The sequence below is a fragment of the Amycolatopsis aidingensis genome (assembly GCF_018885265.1).
GTDB lineage: Bacteria > Actinomycetota > Actinomycetes > Mycobacteriales > Pseudonocardiaceae > Amycolatopsis > Amycolatopsis aidingensis.
This window is the reverse complement of record NZ_CP076538.1, coordinates 3771157-3796905: the sequence shown is the minus strand read 5'-3', so window position 1 is coordinate 3796905 and position 25749 is coordinate 3771157. Positions and strand designations below refer to the sequence as shown.

15 protein-coding genes and 1 pseudogene are annotated in these 25749 nt (G+C 70.8%); 8 read left to right on the top strand and 8 right to left on the bottom strand.

Annotation, left to right across the window (positions count from 1 at the left end):
* The first annotated feature begins 32 nt into the window (after window positions 1-32).
* Complete coding sequence (locus KOI47_RS17315; protein ID WP_216216959.1) at window positions 33-920, top strand: maleylpyruvate isomerase family mycothiol-dependent enzyme; 888 nt, start codon at window positions 33-35, stop codon at window positions 918-920.
* Here the strand turns inward: KOI47_RS17315 and mptB are convergent.
* The 5 genes from mptB to KOI47_RS17290 all read right to left on the bottom strand — a co-directional run bounded on the left by mptB (window position 882) and on the right by KOI47_RS17290 (window position 8091).
* Window positions 882-2474 carry a polyprenol phosphomannose-dependent alpha 1,6 mannosyltransferase MptB gene (gene mptB, locus KOI47_RS17310; RefSeq protein WP_216216958.1) on the bottom strand — a complete coding sequence of 531 codons (1593 nt, stop codon included), beginning with the start codon at window positions 2472-2474 and terminating at the stop codon, window positions 882-884. The genes KOI47_RS17315 and mptB overlap by 39 nt on opposite strands.
* 14 nt (window positions 2475-2488) lie before the next feature.
* The gene (locus KOI47_RS17305; protein ID WP_216216957.1) at window positions 2489-4165 is read right to left on the bottom strand and encodes an ATP-binding cassette domain-containing protein; all 1677 of its coding nucleotides are present in this window, start codon (window positions 4163-4165) and stop codon (window positions 2489-2491) included.
* A 169-nt stretch (window positions 4166-4334) separates the two neighbouring features.
* Window positions 4335-5231, bottom strand: a complete 897-nt coding sequence (locus KOI47_RS17300) for an ABC transporter permease (protein ID WP_216216956.1) — start codon at window positions 5229-5231, stop codon at window positions 4335-4337.
* The gene (locus tag KOI47_RS17295; RefSeq protein ID WP_232376809.1) at window positions 5228-6268 is read right to left on the bottom strand and encodes an ABC transporter permease; all 1041 of its coding nucleotides are present in this window, start codon (window positions 6266-6268) and stop codon (window positions 5228-5230) included. The genes KOI47_RS17300 and KOI47_RS17295 overlap by 4 nt, the downstream gene beginning before the upstream one ends.
* Before the next feature lie 11 nt (window positions 6269-6279).
* Window positions 6280-8091: an ABC transporter substrate-binding protein gene (locus tag KOI47_RS17290; protein WP_216216955.1), complete on the bottom strand. Its 1812-nt coding sequence runs from the start codon at window positions 8089-8091 to the stop codon at window positions 6280-6282.
* Between the two features lie 192 nt (window positions 8092-8283).
* Here KOI47_RS17290 and KOI47_RS17285 point away from each other — a divergent pair, with 192 nt between their 5' ends.
* From KOI47_RS17285 to KOI47_RS17255, 7 genes and pseudogenes are all read left to right on the top strand, one after another.
* Window positions 8284-9111 (top strand): M55 family metallopeptidase, encoded by an 828-nt coding sequence (locus tag KOI47_RS17285; protein ID WP_216216954.1) that lies wholly within the window; start codon window positions 8284-8286, stop codon window positions 9109-9111.
* Window positions 9104-10417: a M20/M25/M40 family metallo-hydrolase gene (locus tag KOI47_RS17280; protein ID WP_216216953.1), complete on the top strand. Its 1314-nt coding sequence runs from the start codon at window positions 9104-9106 to the stop codon at window positions 10415-10417. The genes KOI47_RS17285 and KOI47_RS17280 overlap by 8 nt, the downstream gene beginning before the upstream one ends.
* A gap of 117 nt (window positions 10418-10534) precedes the next feature.
* On the top strand, window positions 10535-11026 hold the full coding sequence (locus KOI47_RS17275) for a DUF6069 family protein (protein ID WP_216216952.1): 492 nt from the start codon (window positions 10535-10537) through the stop codon (window positions 11024-11026).
* Window positions 11027-11143: 117 nt separating this feature from the next.
* A pseudogene (locus KOI47_RS17270) lies at window positions 11144-15479 on the top strand (GH92 family glycosyl hydrolase).
* Between the two features lie 42 nt (window positions 15480-15521).
* The gene (locus KOI47_RS17265; protein ID WP_216216951.1) at window positions 15522-18767 is read left to right on the top strand and encodes a GH92 family glycosyl hydrolase; all 3246 of its coding nucleotides are present in this window, start codon (window positions 15522-15524) and stop codon (window positions 18765-18767) included.
* The gene (locus tag KOI47_RS17260; protein WP_216216950.1) at window positions 18764-20914 is read left to right on the top strand and encodes an FUSC family protein; all 2151 of its coding nucleotides are present in this window, start codon (window positions 18764-18766) and stop codon (window positions 20912-20914) included. Before KOI47_RS17265 ends, KOI47_RS17260 begins: the two co-directional genes overlap by 4 nt.
* Window positions 20911-21900 carry a malate dehydrogenase gene (locus KOI47_RS17255; RefSeq protein WP_216216949.1) on the top strand — a complete coding sequence of 330 codons (990 nt, stop codon included), beginning with the start codon at window positions 20911-20913 and terminating at the stop codon, window positions 21898-21900. Before KOI47_RS17260 ends, KOI47_RS17255 begins: the two co-directional genes overlap by 4 nt.
* A gap of 64 nt (window positions 21901-21964) precedes the next feature.
* Here the strand turns inward: KOI47_RS17255 and KOI47_RS17250 are convergent, their stop codons facing one another.
* Genes KOI47_RS17250 through KOI47_RS17240 form a run of 3 tightly spaced genes read right to left on the bottom strand, consistent with a single transcriptional unit; the run spans window position 21965 to window position 25600 of the window.
* On the bottom strand, window positions 21965-24019 hold the full coding sequence (locus KOI47_RS17250) for a M3 family metallopeptidase (RefSeq protein ID WP_216216948.1): 2055 nt from the start codon (window positions 24017-24019) through the stop codon (window positions 21965-21967).
* A complete protein-coding gene (locus KOI47_RS17245) occupies window positions 24016-24726 on the bottom strand; it encodes a histidine phosphatase family protein (RefSeq protein WP_216216947.1) in 711 nt (236 codons plus the stop codon). Before KOI47_RS17245 ends, KOI47_RS17250 begins: the two co-directional genes overlap by 4 nt.
* Window positions 24727-24763: 37 nt before the next feature.
* Entirely contained in the window at window positions 24764-25600 is an 837-nt protein-coding gene (locus KOI47_RS17240) for an undecaprenyl-diphosphate phosphatase (protein ID WP_216216946.1), read from the bottom strand.
* Window positions 25601-25749 lie beyond the last annotated feature (149 nt).

Sequence of the window (25749 nt, the reverse complement as noted above, 5' to 3'; positions counted from 1 at the left end):
GTAAGCAGTCATCCCGGGCGGAGGACGGACCGATGCCACAGCAGACACCGACCCCCCGGGTCGCGGCCGCGACCCGGGTCACCCCGCAGCGCTGGGCCGCCGCCCGCGCCGCTGTCCAGGAGGCGGGTGACCGCTTCGCCGACCTGATCCGGCTGGCCCCCGACCCCGCGGCGATGGCCACCAAGGACTGGTCCATCGCGGACACCGCGGCACACGTGACCGGGATCGCGTGGAACTACCCCGCCCTGTTCTCCGAAACCGAGCGGCCACTGCCGATCCCCGAGGTCCGGCCGCATATGCCCACCGTCACGGTGGACACCATCCACACCGACCTGAACCCGGTGCAGCTGCGCAGCTTCACCGAACGAGACCCGGCCCGCCTTGCCGACCGGCTGCGCGACGCGATCGCCGACATGCTCAGCACCACCGCCGAGGCCGATCCCGGCCGCGTACTCGGCTGGCTCGGTGGCTCCCAGCTGCCGCTGGCGGGCCTGTTCGCGCATATGACGAACGAACTGCTCGTCCACGGCTGGGATATCGCCAGGGCCATCGGCACCCCATGGCGGATCCCGGAGGAGCAGGCGGCGCTGTTCTTCGACCTGTTCCTCGTCGAGATCGTCCGCAACGGCTACGGCAAGCTGCTCGACGATGACCGCCCGGTCCGGCCGGGACGGATCGCCGTGGAGTTCCAGTCCGCCTACACCAGCCCGGCGACGATGGTCCTGGACCATGGCGAGGCCAGCGTGGTGGAGCCGAACGGGGACCGCGACATCCGCATCCGGTTCCGGCCCGCCACGCTGAACCTGGTGCTGTTCCGCCGGATCGGGCACCTGCGGGCGGCCGGTTCCGGCGCGCTCACGGTATGGGGCCGCCGACCCTGGCTACTGCCCGCGTTCCTGCGGAAGGTCCGGATGCCCTGACCGGTCAGCGGTCTCACGCGGCTTGCGCCAGGCAGCGACCAGGCCCAGCGGATCCGGGCGCAGCAGCGAGGCCGCGGCGTACAGGCTGGCGGCGAACACCCCCGCCATGAACCACCAGTCGTACAGGGCCTGCTCCCCCGTCGGGTAGTAGACCAGCACCAGGAACACCGAGATCCCGACCACGGCGGCGAGCTGCCTGCGTTGCCAGGCGAACGCAGCCAGGATCACGAACCCCCAGGTGAAGTACCAGGGCAGGGTCGGAGGGGCCAGCAGCGGGACGGCCAGCAGCGCCAGCGCCATCCAGTACACCGTCTTGGTGCCACCGTGCCGCGCCAGCCACCACAGCCGCACCAGCACGACGATCAGCACCAGCCACGCCACCACCCGCATCACCGTGACGAACGGCGAGGACGGCACCCCGATGACCAGGTTGGTCAAGGTGTAGAAGATCTCGCCGATCCCGGTCGGGAAGTTCAGCCAGTTCGTGATCAGCGAGGGCGCCTGCATCCCCTCGATCCACCCCAGGTTGAACGAGCCCATCGACAACCAGGTACCGGCCGTGAACAACGCCCCGAAGATCGCGAGCGAGGGCAGCACCGCCTTGACGAACCGGCGCCACAGCGAGGGCCCCGGCAGGTGCCTCGCCCACATCCAGACCAGGAACGGCAGTGCGACCGCGGCCGTCGGCTTGATCAGCATGCCCACGGTCACCAGCGCGATCGCCAGCGCATGCCGTCGTTCCAGCGCGGCCAGCACCCCGACCGAGAGGAAACCGAGCATCAGCAGGTCGTTGTGCGGACCGCCGACCAGATGGATCACCATCATCGGGCTGGCGACCGCCAGCCACAGCGCGACCGGCAACCTGCCACCGAGGTGCCGCACCAGCCGGGGCAGCGCCCACAGGGTCATCCCGAGGCCGATCAGCAGCACCAGCCGGGTCACGATCACCCCGGCGATCATGTTGTTCCCGGTCACCCCGACGATGCTCTTGGCCACCAGCAGGAACAACGGGCCGTACGGAGCCGGGGTGGTCTGCCAGAGTTCGTGCACGTTCTGCACCACATCGGGCAGCACCTCGAGCTCGGCGGGGCCGTTCGCGTACGGGTCCAGCCCGTGCAGCAACTGGGCGCCCTGCCCGAGGTAGGAGAACACGTCCCGGGTGAACAGCGGCGGCGAGACCAACAACGGCGCCATCCAGCACGCCGCGGCCACTAGTACCGGCTTGCTCCCGATCCGCCTCGCCAGCACGTACCGGCCCAGCCGGACCCAGGCCCACACCACGAGGCCGAACCCGACATACAACAGCGCCGTGGCCAGGATCTGGCCATGGCCGTACCGGATCCAGGACAGCGGCCCGTGCCCGAGCACCGGGTCCCTGATCAGGATCCCGCCCGCGCCGAGCGCGGCGAGCATGAGCAGCGTGCTGCCCACCGTGCCCATCGCGATGGTCCGGTACGGGAAACGCGACGGCTCCCGGACGCCGGATACGTCCGTCCTGTCCGTGGGCGCGTCCAGGGCCTCAGCCCTTCGCGCCGGGTCTGTCGTGGTGGCCATGTCGGGGACTGAGATTACACATCGCGTCGGTGCGTACTCACGGCAGCGGTTTGTTTCCCAGGTAGCGCGGCCAGCAGTGACTTCGTGTAGTCGTGTTTCGGTTCCAGCAGCACCTCCTCCACCGGTCCGACCTCCACCAGCTCACCGCGGTACATCACAGCCACCCGGTCGGCGATGTTCCAGGCCAGCCCGAGGTCGTGGGTGATCACCAGCGCGGCGAGGCCCAGCTGCCTGCGCAACCGCAACAGCAGGGCCAGGATCTCACCCCGCACCGAGGCATCCAGCGAGGCGACCGGTTCGTCGGCCAGCAGCACGCTGGGCCGCAACGCCAGCGCGCCCGCGATGACCACCCGCTGCTTCTGCCCGCCGGAGAGCTCGTGCGGCAGCCGGGAAAGGTAGGTCTCGGCAGGCCGCAGCTCGGCCGCCTCCAGCGCCTCCACCACCACCTGCCGCTCGTCCCGGCCGAGGCGGTGGATTCGCGGTCCCTCCGCCACCGACTCGTACACGGTGTGCCGCGGGTTGAGCGCGCTGGCCGGATCCTGCAACACCAGCTGCACCTGCCTGCGGTACTCCCGCAGCCCCGCGCTCGAGGTGGGCAGCGGGGTGCCCGCGAACCGGACCGAACCCGAACTCGGCCGCTGCAGGCCGAGCAGGGTCCTGGCCAGTGTGGTCTTGCCCGAGCCGGACTGGCCCACTAGCGCCACGATCTCGTCCCGGCACACCTCCAGGTCCACCCCCGCGACCGCGGCGATCCGGCCACCGGAACGGTCCCGGAAGTTCACCCGCAGGTCCGCCACGGTCAGCAACGGCTCCGCCTGCCGCCGTTCGGCCCGCGCCGCAGGCTCGGCGGGCAGCGGGTTGCTGCTGGCCGGGGCGAACCGGGACACCGGATCGCCGACCGTCGGGAACGCCGCGGCCAGCGCCTTGGTGTGCTCATGCCCGGGGCTGGTCATCAGCTGCGCGCTGGGCCCCAGCTCCACCAGCTCACCGCGGTACATCACCGCGGTACGGGCGCAGGTCGCGGCCAGCACCGACAGGTCATGGCTGATCATCACCAGCCCGATCCCGTGCTCGGCGACCAGGCTGCCCAGCAACCGCAGCACCTGCGCCTGCACGATCACATCCAGCGCCGTCGTCGGCTCGTCGGCAAGGATCAGCCGCGGCCTGCAGGCCAGGGCCATCGCGATCATCACCCGCTGCTTCTGCCCACCGGAGAGCTCATGCGGATAGGCATTGGCCCTGGACACCGGCAGGTCCACCTGCTCAAGCAGTTCCGCCACCCTGGCCCGCAGGGTCTCCTCCGCGGGGACCTTCCCATCCGGGGCATGCAGCCGCAGCGGCTCGGCGATCTGCACGCCGATCTTGCGCACCGGGTTCAGCGCGTGCATCGCGCCCTGGAACACCACCGCGGCCGAGGACCAGCGCACCGCGCGCAGCCTGCCCCAGCGCATCGTCCGGACGTCCTCGCCCTCCAGCAGGATCTCCCCGGTGACCCGCGCCGACCTCGGCAGCAACCGCAGCACGCTCATCGCCACGGTGGACTTGCCCGAGCCGGACTCCCCCGCAAGGCCCAGGGTGTCGCCTGCCTCCAGGGTCAGATCGACACCCCGGACCGCGGGCACCTCGGCGCCGCCTGAGCGGTACGTGACACCGAGATCCCTCAGCTGGAGCAATGGGTCACTGTCACTCATTGCCTGTCCGGAAACGCGCGACACGATCGGCTCGGCGGGGCTAGGACCGGTCACGGTCGTCACCTCCGCGGGTCGGGCGCCCCGCCTCGCCGCCCGTGGGCTGCGCCGAGCGCGCGTTCGTCCAGTCGTCATCGCGGTTTACCGCGGTTCTCGGACGCTCACTCATTACTCACGCTCCCTTGAGCCGCGGGTTCAGCACGGCCTCCAGCGCCCTGCCGACCAGGGTGAAGCACAGCACCACCAGGACGATCGCGATCCCCGGCGGCACCAGGTACCACCAGGCGCCGGCCGCGATCGCGCCGGTGTTGAACGCGCGTTCCAGGATCTTGCCCCAGGAGGTCACGTCCGGGCCGAGCCCCAGGAAGGACAGCGTGGACTCCGCAATGATCGAGTTGCCAACCACCAGCGTGGTGTTCGCCAGCACCAGGGGCATCACCGCGGGCAGCACATGCTTGCCGACGATGTGCAGGTGCCCGCCACCCAGCGCCCTGGCCCGCTCGATGTAGGGCCTGCTCTCGATGGTCAGCGTCTGCGCCCGCACCAGCCGGGCCGTGGTCGGCCATGAGGTGACCCCGATGGCGAAGACGATGGTCCAGATCCCGCCCTCCAGCACCGTGGACAGCGCGATCGCCAGGATCAGCGATGGCAGCACCAGGAAGAAGTCGGTGAACCGCAACAGCACCGCGGCCACCCAGCCACCGAAGTGCGCGGCCGCGATACCCACCACCGTGCCGATCAACACCGACAGCACGGTCGCGGCGAACCCCACCAGCAGCGAGACCCGGGCGCCCCACCAGGTCAGCAACAGCACCGACCGGCCGTCCACGTCCGTGCCGAGCAGGTACTCCGCGCTCGGCGGCTGCAACGGGCCGCCGGACACCTCGGTCACGTCCAGCCCCGCCTGGTTGGTGAGCACCGGGGCGAGCACCGCCAGCGCCACGCTCAGCAGCAGCACCCCGACCCCGATCAGGCCGCCCTTGCTGCGGGCGAACTCCCGGCACAGGCCGGTCAGCGCCGACCAGCGGCGCCGCCAGGTCACCGCGGCCGTGCTCTGCTCGGTACTCATGACGCACGCACCCGCGGATCGAGGACCCGGTACAGCAACTCCGCCAGCAGGTTCATCAGCACCACCGAACCGGTGAGGATCACGAACACGCCTTGCAGCAACGGCAAATCGGGCCCCCACAACGCGTCGTAGGTGAGCAGGCCGAGCCCGGGCCAGGAGAACACCTTCTCCACCGTCACCGTCCCGGAGACCACCATGCCGAACTGCAGGAAGATCAACGTCATGGTGGGCAGCAACGCGTTCGGCACCGCGTGCCGCCGCCGCACCAGGTCGTCCCGCAGGCCCTTGGCCCGCGCGGTGGTCAGGTACTCGGAGTGCATCTCCTCCAGCAGCGAAGAGCGCATCACCAGCATGTACTGCGCGTACACCACCACCAGCAGGGTCACGCAGGGCAGCACCAGATGGTGCGCCACGTCCAGCGAGGCCGCGAAGAAGCCGGACGGCGCGTCCGGGGAACGCATCCCCCCGCTGGGGAACACGCCCTGGGTGGCGATCAGCAGCATCATCCCGAGCCAGAACTGCGGGGTCGACCAGAAGGTCAGCGCCAGCCCGGTATGCGCCCGGTCGAACATGCTGTTGCGCCGCCACGCCGCCCGCACCCCGAGCCACAGGCCGAGCAGCACCGCCAGCACCGTCGCCGTGCCCACCAGCAGGATCGTCGGCCACACCCGCTCGCCGATCATCGTGGCGACCGGCCGGTTGAACACATACGAGGTGCCGAGGTCGCCCCGCAGCAGCCCGGCAAGGTAGTCCAGCAACTGCTGGAACATCGGCTTGTCCAGGCCCATCCGCTCGCGCAGCTGGGCGAGCTGCTCCGGGCTGGTCGGGCGATCCCTTGTCATCGTGGCCACCGGATCGCCGGGGATCATCCGGAACAGCAGGAACCCGAGCAGCACCACCAGCACCAGGCTGGTCAGCGCACCGCCCACCTTGCGGGCGACGAACCTGGCGGTGCCGGTACCACCGCGCGGCTCATCGGGATCCCGCTGCTGCGGATCGTCCGGCCCGTGGCCGGAGGACAGGACCGTGCCGGTCAACCGCGGGCCCCCTACTCCCGGTCCTCGACGGACTTGCCCCGCCGGGACAGCGCGACCCCGCCCGCGACGAGCACCACCAGCACGCCGCCGCCGATCGCGATCCAGGCCCCGGTGCCGAGCCCGCCGCCACCGCCGCCGGCGTCACCCTCGGCAGGGGTGGCCCCGTAGAAGCCCCAGTAGCCGCTCTGCTCCATGATCTGCCCGCTCCCCGCAGGCTGCTTGGGGAACTCGGCGAACTTGTCCGCGCGGTAGGCCTCCAGTGCGTTGTCGTACTGCAGCACCACGCTCGGGATCTGCTCGTAGTAGCGCTGCTGCGCCTTGTGCACGATCCCGGCCCGCTGGTCCGGGTCCAGCTCGGCCCGTTGCTGCTGGTAGAGCCGGTCGTACTGCTCGTCGCAGAAGAACGCGGGGCTACTGCTGCTGCCCGAGCCGACCGGCAGGTTGGCGCAGGTGTGCAGGGACAGCACGTAGTCCGGGTCCGGGTTGGTGCCCCATCCGGAGAACGCCAGGTCGTACTTGCCACCCGAGCTGAGCTCGTTCACCTCGTTGTCCGAGACCAGGTTCGGACTGACCCTGATTCCGACATCGCCCAGCCAGCCCTGCACGTACTCGGCCGCTCGCTGGGCATAGTCCTCGCTGGCCCGGCCGAGCAGCCGCAACTCCAGCGGCCTGCCATCCGGGCCGACCCGCACTCCGTCCGGGCCCATCCGATACCCGGCCTCGTCCAGCAGGGCCCGCGCCGCGGCCGGGTCGAATCCGTACCGCTGCTGCTCATCGGGCTCCCAGTGGTACTTCTGGAAGATCGCGGGCACCACCCCGCCACCGAGCTGGGCGTAGCCGCCACTGACCTTGTCCACCAGCTCCTGCGGGTTGATGGCCATCGCGATCGCCCTGCGCACCCGGAGGTCCCGCAGGGCGGGGTGGCCGTCACCGATCGGCTGCCGGTCGAGGTTCTGCGCGCCGTGGTTGATCAGCAGGTCCCGGTAGCGCCTGCCCACCGCCTGGTTGGTCTGGATGTTCGGATCGCTCTTCAGCGCGTCGAACTGGACCGGGGTGAGCCGGTTGACAAAGTCCACCTCGCCGTTGCGCAGCGCGTTCACCGCGGCCGCGGAGTTCTTGAAGCTGACGAACTGCAGCTCGTCGATCTGCGCCCGGCCCCGCCAGTAGTCCGGGTTGGCCTCGAGCCGGACCAGCTCGTTGCGCCGGAACTCGGTGATCAGGAAGGGGCCGCTGCCGACACCGACGATCTCCACCTCGTCCGTTCGTGGCGCGGACATGTCCTTGACACCGGACCAGATGTGCTCCGGCACGATCGGCACGTCGAGCGCCGTCATGCTGGACTGCGGCTCCTTGGTCTCGATCACCAGTGTGCGCTCGTCGGGCGCCGTGACCTGCTGGAAGTTGGTCACGTAGCTCCCGTTGGCCTCGGCGGCCTGCGGGTCGTCCATGATCCGGTTGAAGGTGAACGCGGCGTCCTCGGCGGTCACCGGCTCACCGTCGGACCAGGTCATCCCCTCGCGGATGGTGAAGGTCCAGGTGAGGCCGTCCGGAGAGGTCTGCCAGGACTCCGCCACCCCGCCGGTCGGCGAGGTGTCCTCGGCCGAGGGCAGGGTAAGGAACTCCCAGGTCATCCGCCCGATCATGGTGCTGGAGGCGAAGCTGGCGGTGAACGGGTTCAGGTGGTCGATTTCCTGCACCAGCGCGACCCGCAGCACCGTCGAGTCCTGCGCCTGAGCCGGCATGGCCAGTGGACCGGCGACCAGTAGCGCGGCGGCCATCGCCGCGACCGCCGCTCTGCCTCGCCGTTGACCGGTGACCCGCATGATGACCACCACTTCCTCCCAGTGTGTTCCTCAACGCACGCACGGCGCTGCCTCGAAGCCGAAAAGTAACCACTTGTCGGAGTCGAAAGTCAACAATTCCCGCCGGTCAATGCCAAGCCGTAACGTAGCCGTCCGGTAGCGGCCTCGTAGCGGGCACGGCCGCCACTTGCGCGGCCCGCTAGGTTGGCGCCCATGCGGATCTTGATCTCGGCCGATATGGAGGGCGCCACCGGCGTCACCTGGACCGACGACGTGGTACCCGGCACCGAGCCGTGGAGCCGGTTCCGGACGCTGTTCACCGGCGACGTCAACGCCACCATCACCGGGCTGTTCGAGGGCGGTGCGGAGGACGTGCTCGTCAACGAGGCACACTCGGCGCAGCGCAACCTGCTGCTGGAGGACCTCGACCCGAGGGCACGCATGCTCACCGGCAGGCACAAGCCGCTGTCGATGATGCAGGGCATCGACTCCGGGGTGGACGGCGTGGTGTTCCTCGGCTACCACGCCGGGGCCGGGTTCGACGGCGTCCTCTCGCACACCTACCTGGAGAACCAGATCACCGGCGTCTGGCTGGACGGCATCCCGGCCAGCGAGGGCAGGCTGAACGCGGCGCTGGCCGCCGAACACGGCGTGCCCGTGCTGGTGGTCACCGGCGACGACCGGGCCTGCGCGGACGCGCGGGGCTACGCGCCGCGGGCGGCCATGGTGGCGGTCAAGGAATGCGTCAGCCGGTACGCGGCGATCTGCCTGCCCCCGGCGCGCACCGCGGACCTGCTGGCCACCGCCGCGCGGAACGCGATGGCCGCGGCTGGCGCGGGCCATGGCGAGCGGGTGGCGCACCGGATCGAGGTGGAGTTCGACGCCAGCCACCTGGCGCAGGCAGCCGCCGTGGTGCCCACCGTGGAGCAGGTGGACGTGCGCAGGGTCGGGTTCGACGCCCCGGACATGACCGAGGCGATGAAGGCGTTCAAGGTGGTCACCGCGATCGCGGCCGGAGCAGTGCAGGGGAAGTATGGGTAACCGATACGACGTGGTCGAACTGTGCGCGGCGCTGCTGCGGTTCGACACCACCAACCGGGGCAACGGGGACTCCGCGGGCGAACGGGACGCCGCCGAGTTCGTCGCCGGGGCACTCGCGGACACCGGAATCGAGAGCCGGATCTACGAGGCCGCACCGGGCCGGGCCAGCGTCATCGCGCGCGTGCCAGGCTCCGATCCCGGCCTGCCCGCACTGCTGGTGCAGGGTCACCTGGACGTGGTGCCTGCCGAGCCGGCCGACTGGTCGGTGCACCCGTTCTCCGGCGAGGTCCACGACGGCTTCCTGTGGGGTCGCGGCGCGGTGGACATGAAGGACTTCTGCGCCATGGTGCTCGCGGCACTCGGCTCGCTGGCCGAGGCCGGCAGGCGGCCACGCCGGGACCTGGTGCTGGCCTTCGTCGCCGACGAGGAGGACCGAGGCGAGTTCGGGGCACACTGGCTCGCCGCCCGGCACCCCGAACTGTTCGCAGGCTGCGCCGCCGCGATCAGCGAGTCCGGCGGCTACACCTACCACGTCCCCCGGCCGGGCGGCGGGGACGACATTCGGCTCTACCCGGTGGCCACCGCCGAGCGTGGCACCGCGCACCTGCGCCTCACCGCCCGTGGCCGGGCAGGCCACGGTTCCCGGCGCAACGAGGAGAACGCGGTGGTGCGGCTGCTCGCGGCGCTGGGCAGGCTCGCGGCACACGAGTGGCCGGTGCATCTCACCCCGACCGTGCGGGCCTTCCTCGAGCGCACCGGGGCGGCGCTGGGCACCGAGGTCGATCTGTCCGATCTGGACGCAACGCTCGCCAGGCTGGGCCCGGCCGCCGCGCTGGTCGAGTCCACAGTGCGCAACAGCACCACGCCGACGGTGCTGGATGCCGGGTATAAGGTGAACGTCATTCCCAGCGAGGCCACGGCCCAGGTGGACACCAGGGTGCTACCGGGAACCCAGGACGCCCTGCTGTCCGAGGTGGACACCCTGCTCGGTCCGCATGTCGAGCGCGAGTTCCTGAGCAACCAGCCACCCGTGCAGGCCACGGTGGACTCACCGTGGTTCACCGCCATGGCGCAGGCCCTGCGCGCCGAGGACCCCGAGGCGGTGGTCGTGCCGTACTGCATGGGCGGCGGCACCGACGCCAAGGCGTTCACCCCACTGGGTATCGAGTGCTACGGCTTCGCCCCGCTCTGGCTGCCCAAGGGCTTCCCGTATCGCGCCATGGCACATGGGGTGGACGAACGCGTTCCGACCGAGGGCCTCCACTTCGGTGCGAGGGTACTGGAGGGTTTCCTGCTCAACTGTTGAACGGTGAGGCGAAGTCGCCAAAAGCGGTGCCGTATAGGGCGTTATACGCTGCTCGCGTTGCGAGGGTCGGTGATCACTCTTAGTGTCGGTTCAGCGGGCCGCACGAGAGGAGCAATCGTGACCGAATCCTCCTACTACTACGGCGGCGGGGAGTACGACGACGCCGACAAGCCCACCGTGAACGCGCGCACGCTCTGGTTCGGCGGGCTGGCCACCGCCCTGGTGGCGGCGCTGACCGCGGTACTGGCCGTGCTGGTGGTCGAGGGCGTGTTCGACATCCCGGTGCTCGCGCCGAGTAATGCCGAGGGCGCGATCGACCATGTCAGCGCGCTGTGGCTGGCCATGTTCGCGGCCATCGGCGCGCTGGTGGCCACCGCGCTGGCCCATGTGCTGCTGATGTTCGCGCCCCGGCCGATGGCCTTCTGCGGCTGGATCATCGCCCTGATCACGGCGTTCCTTGTGGTCTGGCCGTTCACCATCGACCTGCGGCTGGAGACCCAGATCGCCAACGCCGCGATCTACCTGGTGATCGGTATCGCGATCGGCTCGCTGGTCACCAGCATGGCCAACCGGGCGGTGCGCAGGCACCCGCAGTATCCCCACCAGTAGCCACGGGCGGCTTGTCCGATTCGAGCCAGGATCGCGCGCATTTCTTGACATCGATGTCACCTGACGGCTTGTCTGCGAGGGCACAACCGGTCCCCGCGCAGAAAGCTTGGTGCGATGATGCCCCGAGCCCTCTTTCGTAGCAGGCCCCGAGTCCGGTCCCTGCTGGGCACGCTGCTGCCCGCCGTCGTCGTCTCCGGCCTGCTGACCGCGCCACCGGCCGCGGTGGCCGCGCCTGCGGCGGAGTTCTACTCCTCCTTCGAACCGGGCGAACCGGCACCGACCTGGGTGGACACGGTGGAGACCCTGCCATCGGGTGCGCGGAAGGCCGAAGGGGTGAACGGCGCCGACGCCACCGACGTGCCCGGGGACATCCGCGATGCGATCACCGGGATCGCGGCCAGTGACGAGAACACCGGGGGCGGCGAGGTGGCCGAGAACCTGGTGGACGGCAGCAGCGACTCGAAATGGCTGGCCTGGGAACCCACCGGATGGGTGGAGTTCACCCTGAGCGAGCCGGAGCACATCACCCACTACGCGCTCACCTCGGCCAACGACGCGCCCGATCGCGACCCGCAGGACTGGACCCTCAGCGGCTCGGCGGACGGCGAGAGCTGGACCGAGCTGGACAGCCGGAACGGCGAGTCCTTCGGTGCCCGGTTCGAGACCAAGGAGTTCCGGATCGGGCGGACCGAGTCCTACCGGCACTACCGGCTGGAGATCGACCGCAACCACGGCGCCCCGCTGCTACAGCTGGCCGAGCTCGTACTGGCCAATGACGACCCGCCACCCCCCGCCGCTGCCGAACATGCGCTCCCACCCCGGCAACGGCCCGCGGGCCGGCTACACCAGCAAGCACAAGGCGGGTTACACCGGGCTGCACGCCCTGCGTTACGCCGGAACGCACACCAAGGAAGGCCGGGGCTACTCCTACAACAAACTGTTCGATGTGGACATCCCGGTCGCCGCGGACACCGAGCTGTCCTACAAGGTCTTTCCTGAGTTCATCACCGACGACCTGAGCTACCCCAGCACCCATGTCGCCGTGGACCTCGCCTTCACCGACGGCAGCTATCTCAGCGAGCTGGGAGCCACCGACCAGTACGGTTTCCCCCTCTCCCCCGCGGGTCAGGGTGACGCCGACTCCCTCGGGGTGAACCAGTGGAACCTGATCCGCTCCGGCATCGGAACCGTGGCCGCGGGCAGGACCGTGGACCGCATTCTGATCGGCTATGACAACCCCGGCGGCCCGGCCTCGCTGAAAGGCTGGGTGGACGACATCCGGCTGGCGCCCGCCGAACCCGCCGACCCGGACGCGCGCCCATCCGAGCACGTGCTGACCACAAGGGGAACCCAGTCCAACGGCACCTTCTCCCGCGGCAACAACTTCCCGGCCACTGCGGTCCCGCACGGCTTCAACTTCTGGACCCCGGTCACCGACGCGGGCTCGACCAGCTGGCTGTACCGGTTCCACGAGGCGAACAACGCCGAGAACCGGCCCACCCTGCAGGCCTTCTCGGTCAGCCACGAACCCAGCCCGTGGATGGGCGACCGGCAGACCTTCCAGGTGATGCCCTCGGCCGCGGCGGGAGTACCGGACGCGAGCCGCGCCGCCAGGGCGCTGCCCTTCGGCCATGCGCACGAGACCGCGCAACCGCACTACTACGGCGTGGAGTTCGACAACGGCATCCGCACCGAGCTCGCACCCACCGACCACGCCGCCCTGTTCCGGTTCACCTTCCCTGGGCAGGACGCCAGCCTGATCTTCGACAACGTGAACAACGCCGGGGGCCTGACCCTCGACCCGGAGGCCGGAACCCTCACCGGGTACTCGGACGTACGGAGCGGGCTGTCCGCCGGCGCCACCCGGCTGTTCGTCTACGCCACCTTCGACCGGCCGGTGACCGCGGGTTCGAAGCTGCCAGGGGACGGCAGGGACGACGTCCGCGGTTACCTGCGGTTCGACGCCGGTGCGTCGCGGACGGTGACCATGCGCATCGCCACCTCCCTGCTGAGCGTCGAGCAGGCCAGGAAGAACCTCGAGCTGGAGATCGCCCCGCAGGACACGCTGGAGTCGGTGCGCGCGGCCGCGCAGCGGGCCTGGGACGACAAGCTCGGCGTGATCGAGGTCGACGGTGCCAGCGCCGACCAGCTCACCACGCTCTACTCCAACCTGTACCGGCTGTTCCTGTACCCGAACTCCGGGCACGAGAACGTCGGCACCGCGCAGCGGCCCCGGTACCGCTACGCCAGCCCGGTGTCGCAACCCACCGGGGAGAACACCCCGGTCGAGACCGGCGCCAAGGTCGTGGACGGCGAACTGTACGTGAACAACGGCTTCTGGGACACCTACCGCACCACCTGGCCCGCCTATGCCCTGCTCTCCCCCGAGATGGCGGGGAAGATGATCGACGGTTTCGTCCAGCAGTACCGCGACGGCGGCTGGATCTCCCGCTGGTCCTCCCCCGGCTACGCCAACCTCATGGTGGGCACCAGCTCCGATGTCGCCTTCGCCGACGCCTATCTCAAGGGCGTGCGCAACTTCGATGTCGAGGCCGCCTACGACGCCGCGCTGAAGAACGCCTCGGTCACCCCGCCAGGCGCCAGCGTCGGCCGTAAGGGCATGGACCGGTCCGTCTTCCTCGGCTACACCCCCACCTCCACGCATGAGGGCATGTCCTGGGCGCTGGAGGGATACATCAACGACTTCGGCATCGCGAACATGTCCAGGCGGCTGTACCAGGAGGCGCCGCCGGACCACCCGCGCAAGCAGGAGTACCTGGAGAACTACGAGTACTTCACCGAACGCGCGAAGAACTACGTGCGCACCTTCGATCCGGGCATCGGGTTCTTCCAGGGCCGGGCGGCCGACGGCAGCTGGCGGGTGCCTGCCGGGGAGTACGACCCGCGGGTGTGGGGCTACGACTACACCGAGACCAACGGCTGGAACATGGCCTTCACCGTGCCGCAGGACGGCAGCGGCCTGGCCAACCTCTACGGCGGTGAGCAGGGGCTCGCCGAGAAGCTCGACGAGTTCTTCGGCACGCCGGAGACCGCCACCTTCCCCGGCTCCTACGGCGGGGTGATCCACGAGATGCGGGAGGCCAGGGACGTCCGGATGGGCCAGTACGGGCACTCCAACCAGCCATCGCACCACATTCCCTACCTGTACAACTACGCGGGCCAGCCGTGGAAGACGCAGGGCCTGGTGCGCGAGGCGCTGTCCCGGCTCTACCTCGGCAGCGAACTCGGCCAGGGCTACCCCGGCGACGAGGACAACGGGGAGATGTCCGCCTGGTACATCTTCAGTGCGCTCGGCTTCTACCCGCTGCGGATGGGCAGCCCGGACTACGCGCTCGGCTCCCCGCTGTTCACCAAGGCCACCGTGCATCTCCCCGGCGGCAAGGACCTGGTGATCAAGGCGCCGGACAACAGCACGGAGAACGTCTACGTGCAGGGCCTGAAGGTCAACGGCGAGCCCCACCACTCCACCTCGCTGCCGCACGAGCTGATCGCCGAGGGCGGGGTGCTCGAGTTCGACCTTGGCCCGGAGCCCTCCCGCTGGGGCACCGGCGAGCGGGCCGCGCCGCCCTCGCTCACCACCGGGGACGCACCACCGGACCCGCTGGCCGACTTGACCGGACCCGGAAAGGGCACCGGCACCGGCAGCGCGGGTTCGGACGTGACGGCGCTGTTCGACAACCGCTCCACCACCGAGGCCGGGATCTCCGGCGCCGATCCCTGGGTGCAGTACCGGCTGGACAACGCCGAGCGGCGGGCCACCTTCTACACCCTCACCTCCCCCAGCGGCCCCGGTGAACCGGCGAGCTGGGTGCTGAAGGGCTCCTACGACGGCGAACGCTGGGCCACCGTGGACGAACGCGGCGGGGAAACCTTCACCTGGCGCAGACACACCAGGGCGTTCAAGATCAGTGACCCGGCGCACTACCGGTACTACCGGCTGGAGCTCACCGCCGGCACGGGCGGGCAGGCCAGGCTCGCCGAGTTCGAGCTGCTCGGCAAGCCGGACCAGGCTTGCACCCGCACCATCGACGGCGGGCACAACGGCCCGGTCACGGTGCGCGAGGGGGTGCTCTGCCTCACCGGCGCCACCGTGCGCGGCCCGGTGACCGTCGGCGCGGGAGCCACCCTCCTTGCCCGCGGCGGCTCGATCACCGGGCCGGTGCACGCGACCGGAGCCGCCGCGGTGCTGCTGCACGGCACCGCGGTCCGTGGCCCGGTGACGGTCAACGGGGCCGGCGGGCCGGTGGCTCTGGAGGCGGCCGAGATCGATGGCCCGGTGACGCTGACCGGGAACCCCGGGCCACTGGTCTCGGCCACCGGCATCGGTGGGCCGCTGGCCTGCACGGCCAACGACCCACCGCCGACCGACCATGGCCTGGCCAATACCGTTCGCGGCCCGGCCACCGGGCAGTGCCGGGGACTCGCCGGGTAGCCGGCGCCTGCATGGATCGAGCACGGCGACTACCGTGGGTGCGTGACCCGGACCGACTTCTTCCGTTCCTTCGAGGAGGGTGAACCGGCACCGGGCACCACCGGCGGCGTACCGGTACGGCTCGGCGCCGGGCCGGAGCGCTCCCCCACGGCCAAGCCCCTCGTCGGCTACACCGGGCTGCGGGCACTGCAGTACGAGGCGCCGCCGGGCCCGGCCACCACGACACTGTTCGATGTGGACATTCCGGTCACTCCGGACACCGAGTTGTCCTATGTGGTGTTCCCGGAGTCGGGTCCGGGCACTGCCGGGCCGGACTACCACGCCACCTTCCTCGCCATCGACCTCGAGTTCGCCGACGGCGGCAGGCTGTCCGAGCTGGAGTTGCCCGACCACCACGGGTTCGTCCTCTCCGCGGCGGCGCAGGGCGCGGCCAAGACCCTCTACCTGGATCAGTGGAACCGGGTGGCCGCAGGGCTCGGCGCGGCCGCCGGGCGCACCATCCGGGCGATCCTGCTCACCACCGCGGCACCCGCGCCGGCCGGTGGCTGGGTGGACGACATCCGGATCGCCGCCAGGCCACCGGAGCCCGGGCCGGCGGCCGTGGACCAGGTGCGCACCACCCGGGGCACGCATTCCAGCGGCGAGTTCTCCCGGGGCAACACCTTCCCGGCCACCGCGGTCCCGCACGGCTTCAACTTCTGGACCCCTGTCACCGACGCCGGCGCCCTGAACTGGCTGTACGAGTACCACCGGGGCAACAACCCCGACAACCTGCCCGCGCTGCAGGCCTTCGCCCTCAGCCACCAGCCGAGCCCCTGGATGGGTGACCGGCACACCTTCCAGGTGATGCCCGGCACCGGCGAGGTCACCCTGGACCGGGCGGCAAGGGCGCTGGCGTTCGCGCACGAGGACGAGATCGACCGGCCCCACCACTACGGCGTGCGCTTCGCCTGCGGGATCACCGCCGACCTCGCCCCCGCCGACCACGCGGCACTGCTGCGGTTCCGCTTCCCCAGCGGGGCCGGGTGGCTGGTGTTCGACAACACCCGCAACCGGGGTGGGCTGCGGGTGCACCCGGCGAAGGGGATCGTGACCGGGCACACCTGGGTACGCAGCAGGCTGTCGGCGGGGGCCAGGCGGATGTACGTCTATGCCACTTTCGACCGGCCCGCCACCGGCGGCGGCAGGCTGCGCAGGCCGTGCTGGCGCAGGGTAAGCGGATACCTCACGTTCCGCGGCGAGGTGGTGAGCATGCGCATCGCCACCTCGCTGATCAGCCTCCGGCAGGCCAGGCGCAACCTCGAGCTCGAGATCCCGGAGGGGACGAGTTTCGAGCAGGTCCGCGCCGAGGCCCGGCGGGCGTGGCAGGACCTGCTCGGCAGGGTCGAGCTCGAAGGCGCCGGCACCGACCAGCTCACCAGCTTCTACTCCGGCCTGTACCGGCTGTTCCTGTACCCCAACTCCGGACACGAGAACACCGGCACCCGCGACCGGCCGCGGATCCGGCACGCCAGCCCGGTGATCCGGCGGTGGTGTCCGAGCACCCGCCTGCGCACCGGCGCGAAGGTGCTGGACGGCCCGATGTATGTGAACAACGGGTTCTGGGACACCTACCGCACGGCCTGGCCCGCCTACGCACTGCTCGCACCCGAACGATGCGCCGAGCTGATCGAGGGGTTCGTGCGGCAGTACCGGGAAGGCGGCTGGGTGTCCCGGTGGTCCTCCCCCGGCTACGCCGACCTGATGACCGGAACCAGCTCGGATGTCGCCTTCGCCGACGCCTATCTCAAGGGCGTACGGGGGTTCGACGTCGAGGCTGCCTATGACGCGGCGCTGCGCAACGCCACGGTCACCCCGCCGCACCGCGCGGTGGGCCGCAAGGGCCTGGCCGAGTCGATCTTCCTGGGGTACACCCCGGACAGCACCCCCGAAGGGGTTTCCTGGGCGCTGGAGGGCTGCCTCAACGACTTCGGGCTCGCGAACTGGTCGCGCGCGCTGGCCGAGTCCTGCGCACCCGGCCACCCGCGGCGGGCCGAGTACCTCGCGAACGCCGAGTACTTCGGGAACCGCGCGCTGCAGTACGTCCACCATTTCGACACCCGGACCGGTTTCTTCGCCGGCCGCGCCACCGACGGGTCATGGCGGCGCTCACCCGCGGCCCACGACCCGCTGGCGTGGGGTTTCGGGCACACCGAGACCAACGCGTGGAACGCGGCGTTCAGCGCCCCGCACGACGGAAAAGGGCTGGCGAACCTGCACGGCGGCCGCGCCGGGCTGGCCGCCAAGCTGGACGAGTTCTTCGCCACCAGGGAGACCGGTCTGCGGCCGGGAACCTACGGCGGGGTGATCCACGAGATGACCGAGGCCAGGGACATCCGGCTCGGCCAGTACGGGCACTCCAACCAGCCCTCGCACCACATCCCCTACGTCTACTACCACGCGGGCGCCCCGGCGAAGGCGCAGCGGATCGTGCGTGAGGTGCTGGCCCGCTGCTACCTCGGCAGCGAACTCGGGCAGGGCTACCCCGGCGACGAGGACAACGGCGAGATGTCAGCCTGGTACGTGTTCAGCGCGCTCGGGCTTTACCCACTGCAGGTCGGCAGCCCGCGCTACGTGCTCGGCTCCCCGCTGTTCACCAGGGCCACCCTGCGCCTGCCGGGTGGCGCCGAGCTGGTGATCAACGCACCGCGCGGCGGGAAGGACGACATCTACGTGCGGGGCGCGCGGTTGGACGGCGAGCCGCTGCGGGCGAGCTGGATCTCGCACGCGCGGCTCGCGGCAGGCGGCACCCTGGACATCGACCTGGGACCGGAACCCGGTGCATGGGGCACCGGGGAACAAGACGCCCCGCCCTCGCTCACCACCGGCGACGCTCCCCCGGCGCCGCTGACCGATCTGCCCGGCGCCGCGCGCTGCCTGGACGGCACCGACGTGGCGGCGCTGCGCGATGACACCACCGCAACCGAGGTCCGGTTCCGCACCAGGACACCGGTGCTGGAGTACACCGTGGACGGTGCGCCGCGGACGGTACGGCTGTACACGCTGACCTCAGGGGCGCGCCGCGGCGACCCGCGTTCCTGGGTGCTGGAGGGCTCCGCGGACGGTCACGCGTGGACGGTGCTGGACGAGCGAACCGGCGAGGTGTTCCGCTGGCGCAAGCAGACCAGGGCGTTCACCGTCTCCTCCCCCGCGGCGTACCGGCACTACCGGCTGCGGGTCACCGCGGGCAGCCGCGGCCGGATCGGGCTGGCCCAGTGGGAGCTACTGGCCGGGCAGGGTGGCCCGTGATCCGGCGGGTGGTGGAACGCGGGGCCGATCGGCTACTGGCCTCCGATCCCGGGCTGATCCGGCTGCGGGTGGCCGCGTCGGCGGTACTCGGCATCGTGCTCGCGGTGGGCGCGCTGGCCCCGTCCGGCGCCCCGCTGCCGATCATGCTGATCGCCGCGATCGGCGCCATGACCGCCGCCTTCACGGTGAACGACCCGACCCCCGGCGGGCAGGCCGTCACCCTGCTGCTGGGCCTGCTCGCCGGTTCGGCCGCACTCACCGCGGCCAGCCTCGGCTCCGGGACTCCCCCGGTGGACGGGATCGTGTTCGTGCTGCTGATCTTCGTGGCGGTGTACGCGCAGCGGTTCGGGCCGCGGGGTGTGGCGCTCGGCACGATGACCTTCTTCCTGTTCTTCTTCGCGATGTTCCTCGGCACCCACGTCGGGCAGGTGCCGGAGCTGGTGCTGGCGCTGGCGACCGGTCTCGCCGCCAATGCGCTGGTGCGGTTCGTGCTGCTGCGCAGGCGCCCCGGACGGGAGCTGCTCGGGGTCCGGCGGGCCTTCCGTGCCCGGCTGGGCGCGGTGGTGCGGGCCGCCGCGACGCACCTCGCAGGCGGCGGCCGGGGCCCGGCACAGCTGCGCAGGGCCGACTCCCGCCTGCACGAGTGCGTGCTGATGATCGAGGACACCGCCGAGGACGTGATCGACCCCGCGGCGGCGGGAATGCTGCGCAGGCGGGCGATCGAGGTGGAGCTGGCCGCGCAGTGGCTGTCCATCACCGCCCGGCGCACCGCCGCCGAGCCGCTCACCACCGAGCGCAGGGCCGAACTGGTCGCCGCGCTGCGCAGGCTGCGTTCGCTGATCGAGCGGGATCCTCGCGAGCTGCCGCTGATCAGCGAGACCGGGGAGTTCAGCGAGATGCTGGTCGAGGGCAGCAAGCTGGGCAGTTCCACCGAGCCGGGCGACGAGCTGCGCCGGGCCATCGCCGAACTCGCGCTGGCCGATGTGAACGCGCAGCGGATCGCCGAGCGGGACTACTCCGCCGAGGAGGAGCAGGAGGAACCCGCGGAACGGGAACGCACCGCGGTGTTCGCCTACGACAACCAGACCCGCTCGGCGATCCAGGCCGTCGCGGCGGGCGGGCTGGCGGTGCTGGGCGGTGAGCTGGTCTCGCCGCAGCGCTGGTACTGGGCGGTGCTGACGGTGTTCGTGGTATTCCTCGGCTCCGCGACGGCAGGGGCGACCTTCGTGAAGGGCGCGCGCCGGCTGGCAGGCACCCTGGCCGGGATCCTCGGTGGGGTGCTGGCGGCGACCGTGGCCGGGGGCGACACCCCGGCCACGGTCGCGCTGATTCTGCTGTGCGTGTTCGGGATGGTGTACACCTCGCGGGTCTCCCAGGCGCTGATGGCCTTCTTCATCACCAGCATGCTCGGCCTGTTGTACAGCCTGCTGGGCACCTTCAGCTTCGGCGTGCTGTGGCTGCGGCTGGCCGAGACCGCCGTGGGCGCGGTGGCCGGGGTGCTCGCCGCGATGGTCCTCGTGCCGGTGCGCACCAGGACGGTGCTCCTGCAGGACGTCGCCGAGGTGCTGGACGAGCTGAACGGTTTCCTGCGCTCGGCGACCACCCTGCTGGCCGGCACCGAGAACATGAACGTGATCGAGCGGTCCCGCGCCCTGGATCGTGCGGTGGCCAGGGTCCGGGCCACCATCGAACCGCTGACCCACCGGGTGAACCTCAGCAGCCGCAGAGACTACGGCTGGTATGTGCTGACCACCCTGGAGACGATCGCCTTCCGCGCCCGGCATGTGGCCGCCCGCGCCCAGCCCGGCCTGCTGGCAGGCGACACGACACTGCCCGCGCTGACCGGGCGGATCGAAGGGAACGTCGAGGCACTGCTGGCGGCGATCCGCGACGGCGACGGCCGGGTGTTGTTGCGGGACGGGTGGGAGCCGCCCTGTGACGAGACCGACGCCCCGGGCGTGCGCCCGGTGCTGTCCAGCCTTTCCCAGCTCGACGCCGCCGTGCTCGGCCTTGGCAGGGCCTTCGACGTCCAGGTCGACACGGCTCAATCGGTTCAGCACAGGGTGGGCCGACACACACGATCGGCCCAGGTCACGACCGATAGCATCCAGGAAACAAGTGACCCCGTCAGCAGGAGAACGCAATGACCCAAGCCCCTGTCAACGTCACCGTCACCGGCGCCGCCGGCCAGATCGGATATGCGCTGCTGTTCCGCATCGCCTCCGGTCAGCTGCTCGGCCCCGACACGCCGGTGAAGCTGCGGCTGCTGGAGATCCCGCAGGCCGTCAAGGCGGCCGAGGGCACCGCGCTGGAGCTGGAGGACGGCGCGTTCGGGCTGCTGGCGGGGATCGACATCTTCGACGACCCGAAGCAGGCGTTCTCCGGTGCGAACGTGGCGCTGCTGGTCGGTGCGCGCCCGCGGACCAAGGGCATGGAGCGCGGTGACCTGCTGGAGGCCAACGGCGGCATCTTCAAGCCGCAGGGCGAGGCGATCAACGCCGGTGCGGCGGAGGACGTCAAGGTGCTGGTAGTGGGCAACCCGGCCAACACCAACGCGCTGATCGCCCAGTCGCATGCCCCGGACGTGCCCGCCGAGCGGTTCACGGCGATGACCCGGCTGGACCACAACCGTGCCCTGGCGCAGCTGGCGAAGAAGACCGGCACCCCGGTCGGCGAGATCCGCAGGCTGACGATCTGGGGCAACCACTCGGCGACCCAGTACCCGGACATCTTCCACGCCGAGGTGGCAGGCCGGAACGCGGCCGAGGTGGTGAACGACCAGACCTGGCTGGCCGAGGAGTTCATCCCGACCGTGGCCAAGCGGGGCGCGGCGATTATCGAGGCGCGCGGGGCCTCGTCGGCGGCGAGCGCGGCCAGCGCCGCCATCGACCATGTGTACACCTGGGTGAACGGCACCGCCGAGGGCGACTGGACCTCGATGGCGGTGCCCTCGGACGGCTCCTACGGCGTGCCGGAGGGCCTGATCTCCTCCTTCCCGGTGACCACAAGGGACGGCCGGTACGAGATCGTGCAGGGCCTGGACATCAACGAGTTCTCCCGGGAGCGGATCGACGCCTCCGTCCGCGAGCTCACCGAGGAGCGCGAAGCCGTCCGCTCCCTCGGCCTCGTCTGACCCTCGCTGTGAGTGGCCCGTTCGCTGCATTTTTCGCAGCGAACGGGCCACTCACAGCAGTGGATCAACCGGTGAGGTTGCGGCGGCGCAGCAGCGGGCCGAGCTCCGGCTCCCGGCCGAGGAAGTTCCGGAACGCCGTCAGCGGGTCCATGCTGCCGCCCCTGGACAGCAGCTCGCGCCGGAAGTGGTCGCCGTTCTCCCTGTTCGCACCGCCGCGGGCGCGGAACCACTCCACGGACTCCGCGTCCAGCACCTCGCTCCAGATGTAGGAGTAGTAGCCGGCCGAGTAGCCGCCGCTGAAGATGTGCGCGAAGTAGGTGCTGCGGTACCTCGGCGGCACCGTGGGCAGGCCGACCCCGGCCTTCTCCAGTGCCTCCGCCTCGAACCGTTCCACCTCGCCGGGCTCGACATCCTCCCCCGGCTCGAGCGCGTGCCAGGCCTGGTCGAGCAAGGCGGCCGCGAGGTACTCGGTGGTGTCGAAGCCCTGCCCGTAGGACTGGGCCGCGCGCAGCCGCTCGGCGACCTCCTGCGGCAGTGCCTCCCCGGTGCGGTGGTGCCGCGCATAGTTGGCGAGCACCTCCGGCCACAATGCCCACATCTCGTTGACCTGGGAAGGAAACTCCACGAAGTCCCGCGGAACGTTGGCACCGGAGAACTTCGGGTACCGCACCGCGGAGAGCAGCCCGTGCAGCGCGTGCCCGAACTCGTGGAACGCGATGGTCACCTCCTCGAAGGTGAGCAGCGTCGGCTCACCGTCGGCGGGCCGGGCGAGGTTGAGGTTGTTGCTCACCACGGGCCGCTCCCCCAGCAGCCCGGACTGCTCGACCAGGTTGTTCATCCACGCGCCGCCGCGTTTGGTGTCCCTGGCGTAGTAGTCGCCGAGGAACAGCCCCAGTCCGCTGCCGTCGGCGTCGAACACCTCGAACACCCGGACATCGGGGTGGTAGACCGGCAGGTCGTGCCGCTCGACGAAGGTGAGCCCGTACAGCAGGGTGGCCGCGTGGAACACGCCGTCCCGCAGCACCCGTTCCAGCTCGAAGTACGGCCGCAGCTCGGCAGCCTCGACCTCGAACCGCGCCTTGCGGACCTGCTCGGCGTAATAGGCCCAGTCCCACGGGCGCAGCTCGAATCCGCCGCCGTCGGCCTCGGCCTGCCGTTGCAGCTCGTCCCGCTCGGCCTCGGCGTTGGTGGCCGCGATCGGAGCCAGCCGGTGCAGCAGGTCCCGCGCGGCCGCGGCGGTGCCAGCGGTCTCGTCGGCGATCACGTAGGAGGCGTGGTCCGGGTAGCCGAGCAGGGCGGCCCGCTCCGCGCGCAGGGCCGCGATCCGGGTGAGCACCGCGGTGTTGTCGTGCTCGTTGCCCCGGTTGGCCCGGGAGCTGGACGCGGTGAACATCCGCTCCCGCAGGGCGCGGTTTGCCAGTGAGGCCAGCAGCGGCTGAGCGGTGGGCAGCGCCAGGTTCAGCAGGTAGCCGCCGGGCTCACCGCGGTTCTCGGCCGCCCGCGCCGCCGCGGCGATGGCGTCCTCGGACAGCCCGGCCAGTTCCCCGGCGTCGGTGACCAGCACGGCCAGATCGTTGGTGTCGGCCAGCAGGTTGTCCTGGAACCGGGTACCGAGCTCGGACAGCTCGGTGTTCAGCTCGCGCAGCCGGTCCTGCTCCCCCGCGCCCAACCCGGCGCCCGCGCGCTGGAACTCCAGGTGATAGCGGTGCAGCAGCCAGTCCGACTCGGCGTCCAGGTCCAGCTCGGCTCGCCTGCCTGCCAGCTCGTCGATCCGCGCGAACAACCGCCGGTCGAGCCGGATCGCGTCCTCATGCGCGGCCAGCCGCGGCGCCACGGTCGCCTTGATCTCCCGGATGCCCTCGGTGGCGTGTGCGGAGGCCAGGTGCGCCAGCACCAGCGAGACCCGCCGCAGCACCCGGCCGGAGCGCTCCAGTGCGAGCACGGTGTTGTCGAAGGTCGCCGGCCGAGGGTTGCCGGTGATCTCGGCCACCTCGGCGAGTTGCTCGGCCATCCCGGCCTCGAAGGCAGGCAGGAAATGCTCCTCGGCGATCCGGTCGAACGGCGGCAGCCCGTAGGGCAGGTCGCTCGGGGCCAGCAACGGGTTCGCCGCGTTCGTCATGTTCCGCCTTCCCGTCCGGTGGAGCCTCCGATCGCCGCGTCGGAGCTTTCCTGGTCCTCGTCCTCGCGTGGCTGCTCCGGCACGATGCCGGTCAGGTCGGCGCTGTGGTCGTTGCACCGCAGCACGAACGGCCTGGTCTCGGTGTAGCGGATCACCGAGACCGAGGCGGGATCGACCACGATCCGCTGGAAGGAGTCCAGGTGCTGGCCGAGCGCGTCGGCGAGCACCGCCTTGATCACGTCCCCGTGGCTGCACAGCAACCAGACCGCCCGGTCCCCGGCCTGCTCGGTCATCCGCGCGTCGTGCTCGCGCACCGCGGCGACCGCGCGTGCCTGTACCGCGGCGAGCCCTTCCCCGCCGGGGAACACCGCGGCCGAGGGGTGCGCCTGCACCACCCGCCACATCGGTTCCTTGACCAGGTCCTTCAGCTCCCGCCCGGTCCACTCGCCGTAGTCGACCTCGGCCAGCCTCGGCTCCAGCACGGGCGGCAGGGTGCGCGCCGCCGCCAGCGGCGCCACCGTCTGCTCGCAGCGCAGCAACGGCGAGGTGACCAGCCCGGCAAGCGGCACCCCTTCCAGGCGCCCCACCAGCGCTTCGACCTGCGCCCTTCCGGTTTCGTCCAGCTCGATCCCCGGTGTGTGCCCGGCCAGCACTCCCGAGCCGTTCGCGCTCGAACGGCCGTGCCGCAGCAAGATGACGGTGCCCACGACCGCCACCCTACGGTGTCACCCGGGCGCGGGTCAGTCAGCCGACCGGCCCGGCCTCCGGATCGAGCACCCCGGTGAACACCAGGACCAACAGCAGCGCGCCCAGTGCGAGCCGGTAGAGCACGAACGGGACGAAGCTGCGCCGCTTGATGAACGCCATCAGCCAGGCGATCACCAGGTACCCGACGCCGAAGGCCACCACCGTGGCGAGGATGGTCGGGCCCCAGGCCGGGCTGTTCGAGCCGCCGATGTCGGTGAGCTTGTAGAACCCGGAGCCGAGGACCGCGGGTACGGCGAGCAGGAAGGAGTACTCGGCGGCGTCGGACCGCTTGTAGCCCAGCAGCAGGCCACCGGTGATGGTGCCGCCGGAGCGGGAGACCCCGGGGATCAGGGCGAGGGCCTGCGCGAACCCGTAGCCGAGGCCGTGCGGCACGGTGAGCCGGTCCAGTTCGCGTTCCTTGCGCCCGATCCGGTCGGCGATCCACAGCAGGATGCCGAACACGATCAGGGTGGTCGCGATCAGCCGCAGGTCCCGGAAGGCGTGCTCGATGTCCTCCTGGAACAACAGGCCGAGCACCACGATGGGCAGCGAACCGACGATGATCAGCCAGCCCATCCGCGCGTCGGGATCGCTGCGGTACTCCGACCGGTACAGCGAGAAGAACCAGTGGGCCAGAATCCGGCCGATCTTCTTGCCGAAGTACAGGATGACCGCGAGCTCGGTACCGATCTGGGTGACCGCGGTGAACGCCGCCCCCGGATCGCCCCAGCCCGCGAAGGCCGCGGTGATCCGCAGGTGGGCACTGGACGAGATCGGCAGAAACTCGGTGAGGCCCTGGACGAGACCGAGGACCAGCGCTTCGAACCAGCCCATGTCAGGCCATCACCGCCGGGCGGTCGCGGTGTTCGGTGTTCAATCCCCATCGCACGGGCGCTGACCCTATCGGGTGCACGATCTTGGCCGCACTCGCCTCACCACCGGGCGATGACCGCTGGTCGCGGTGGCCGTCACGGAGCGTCCGG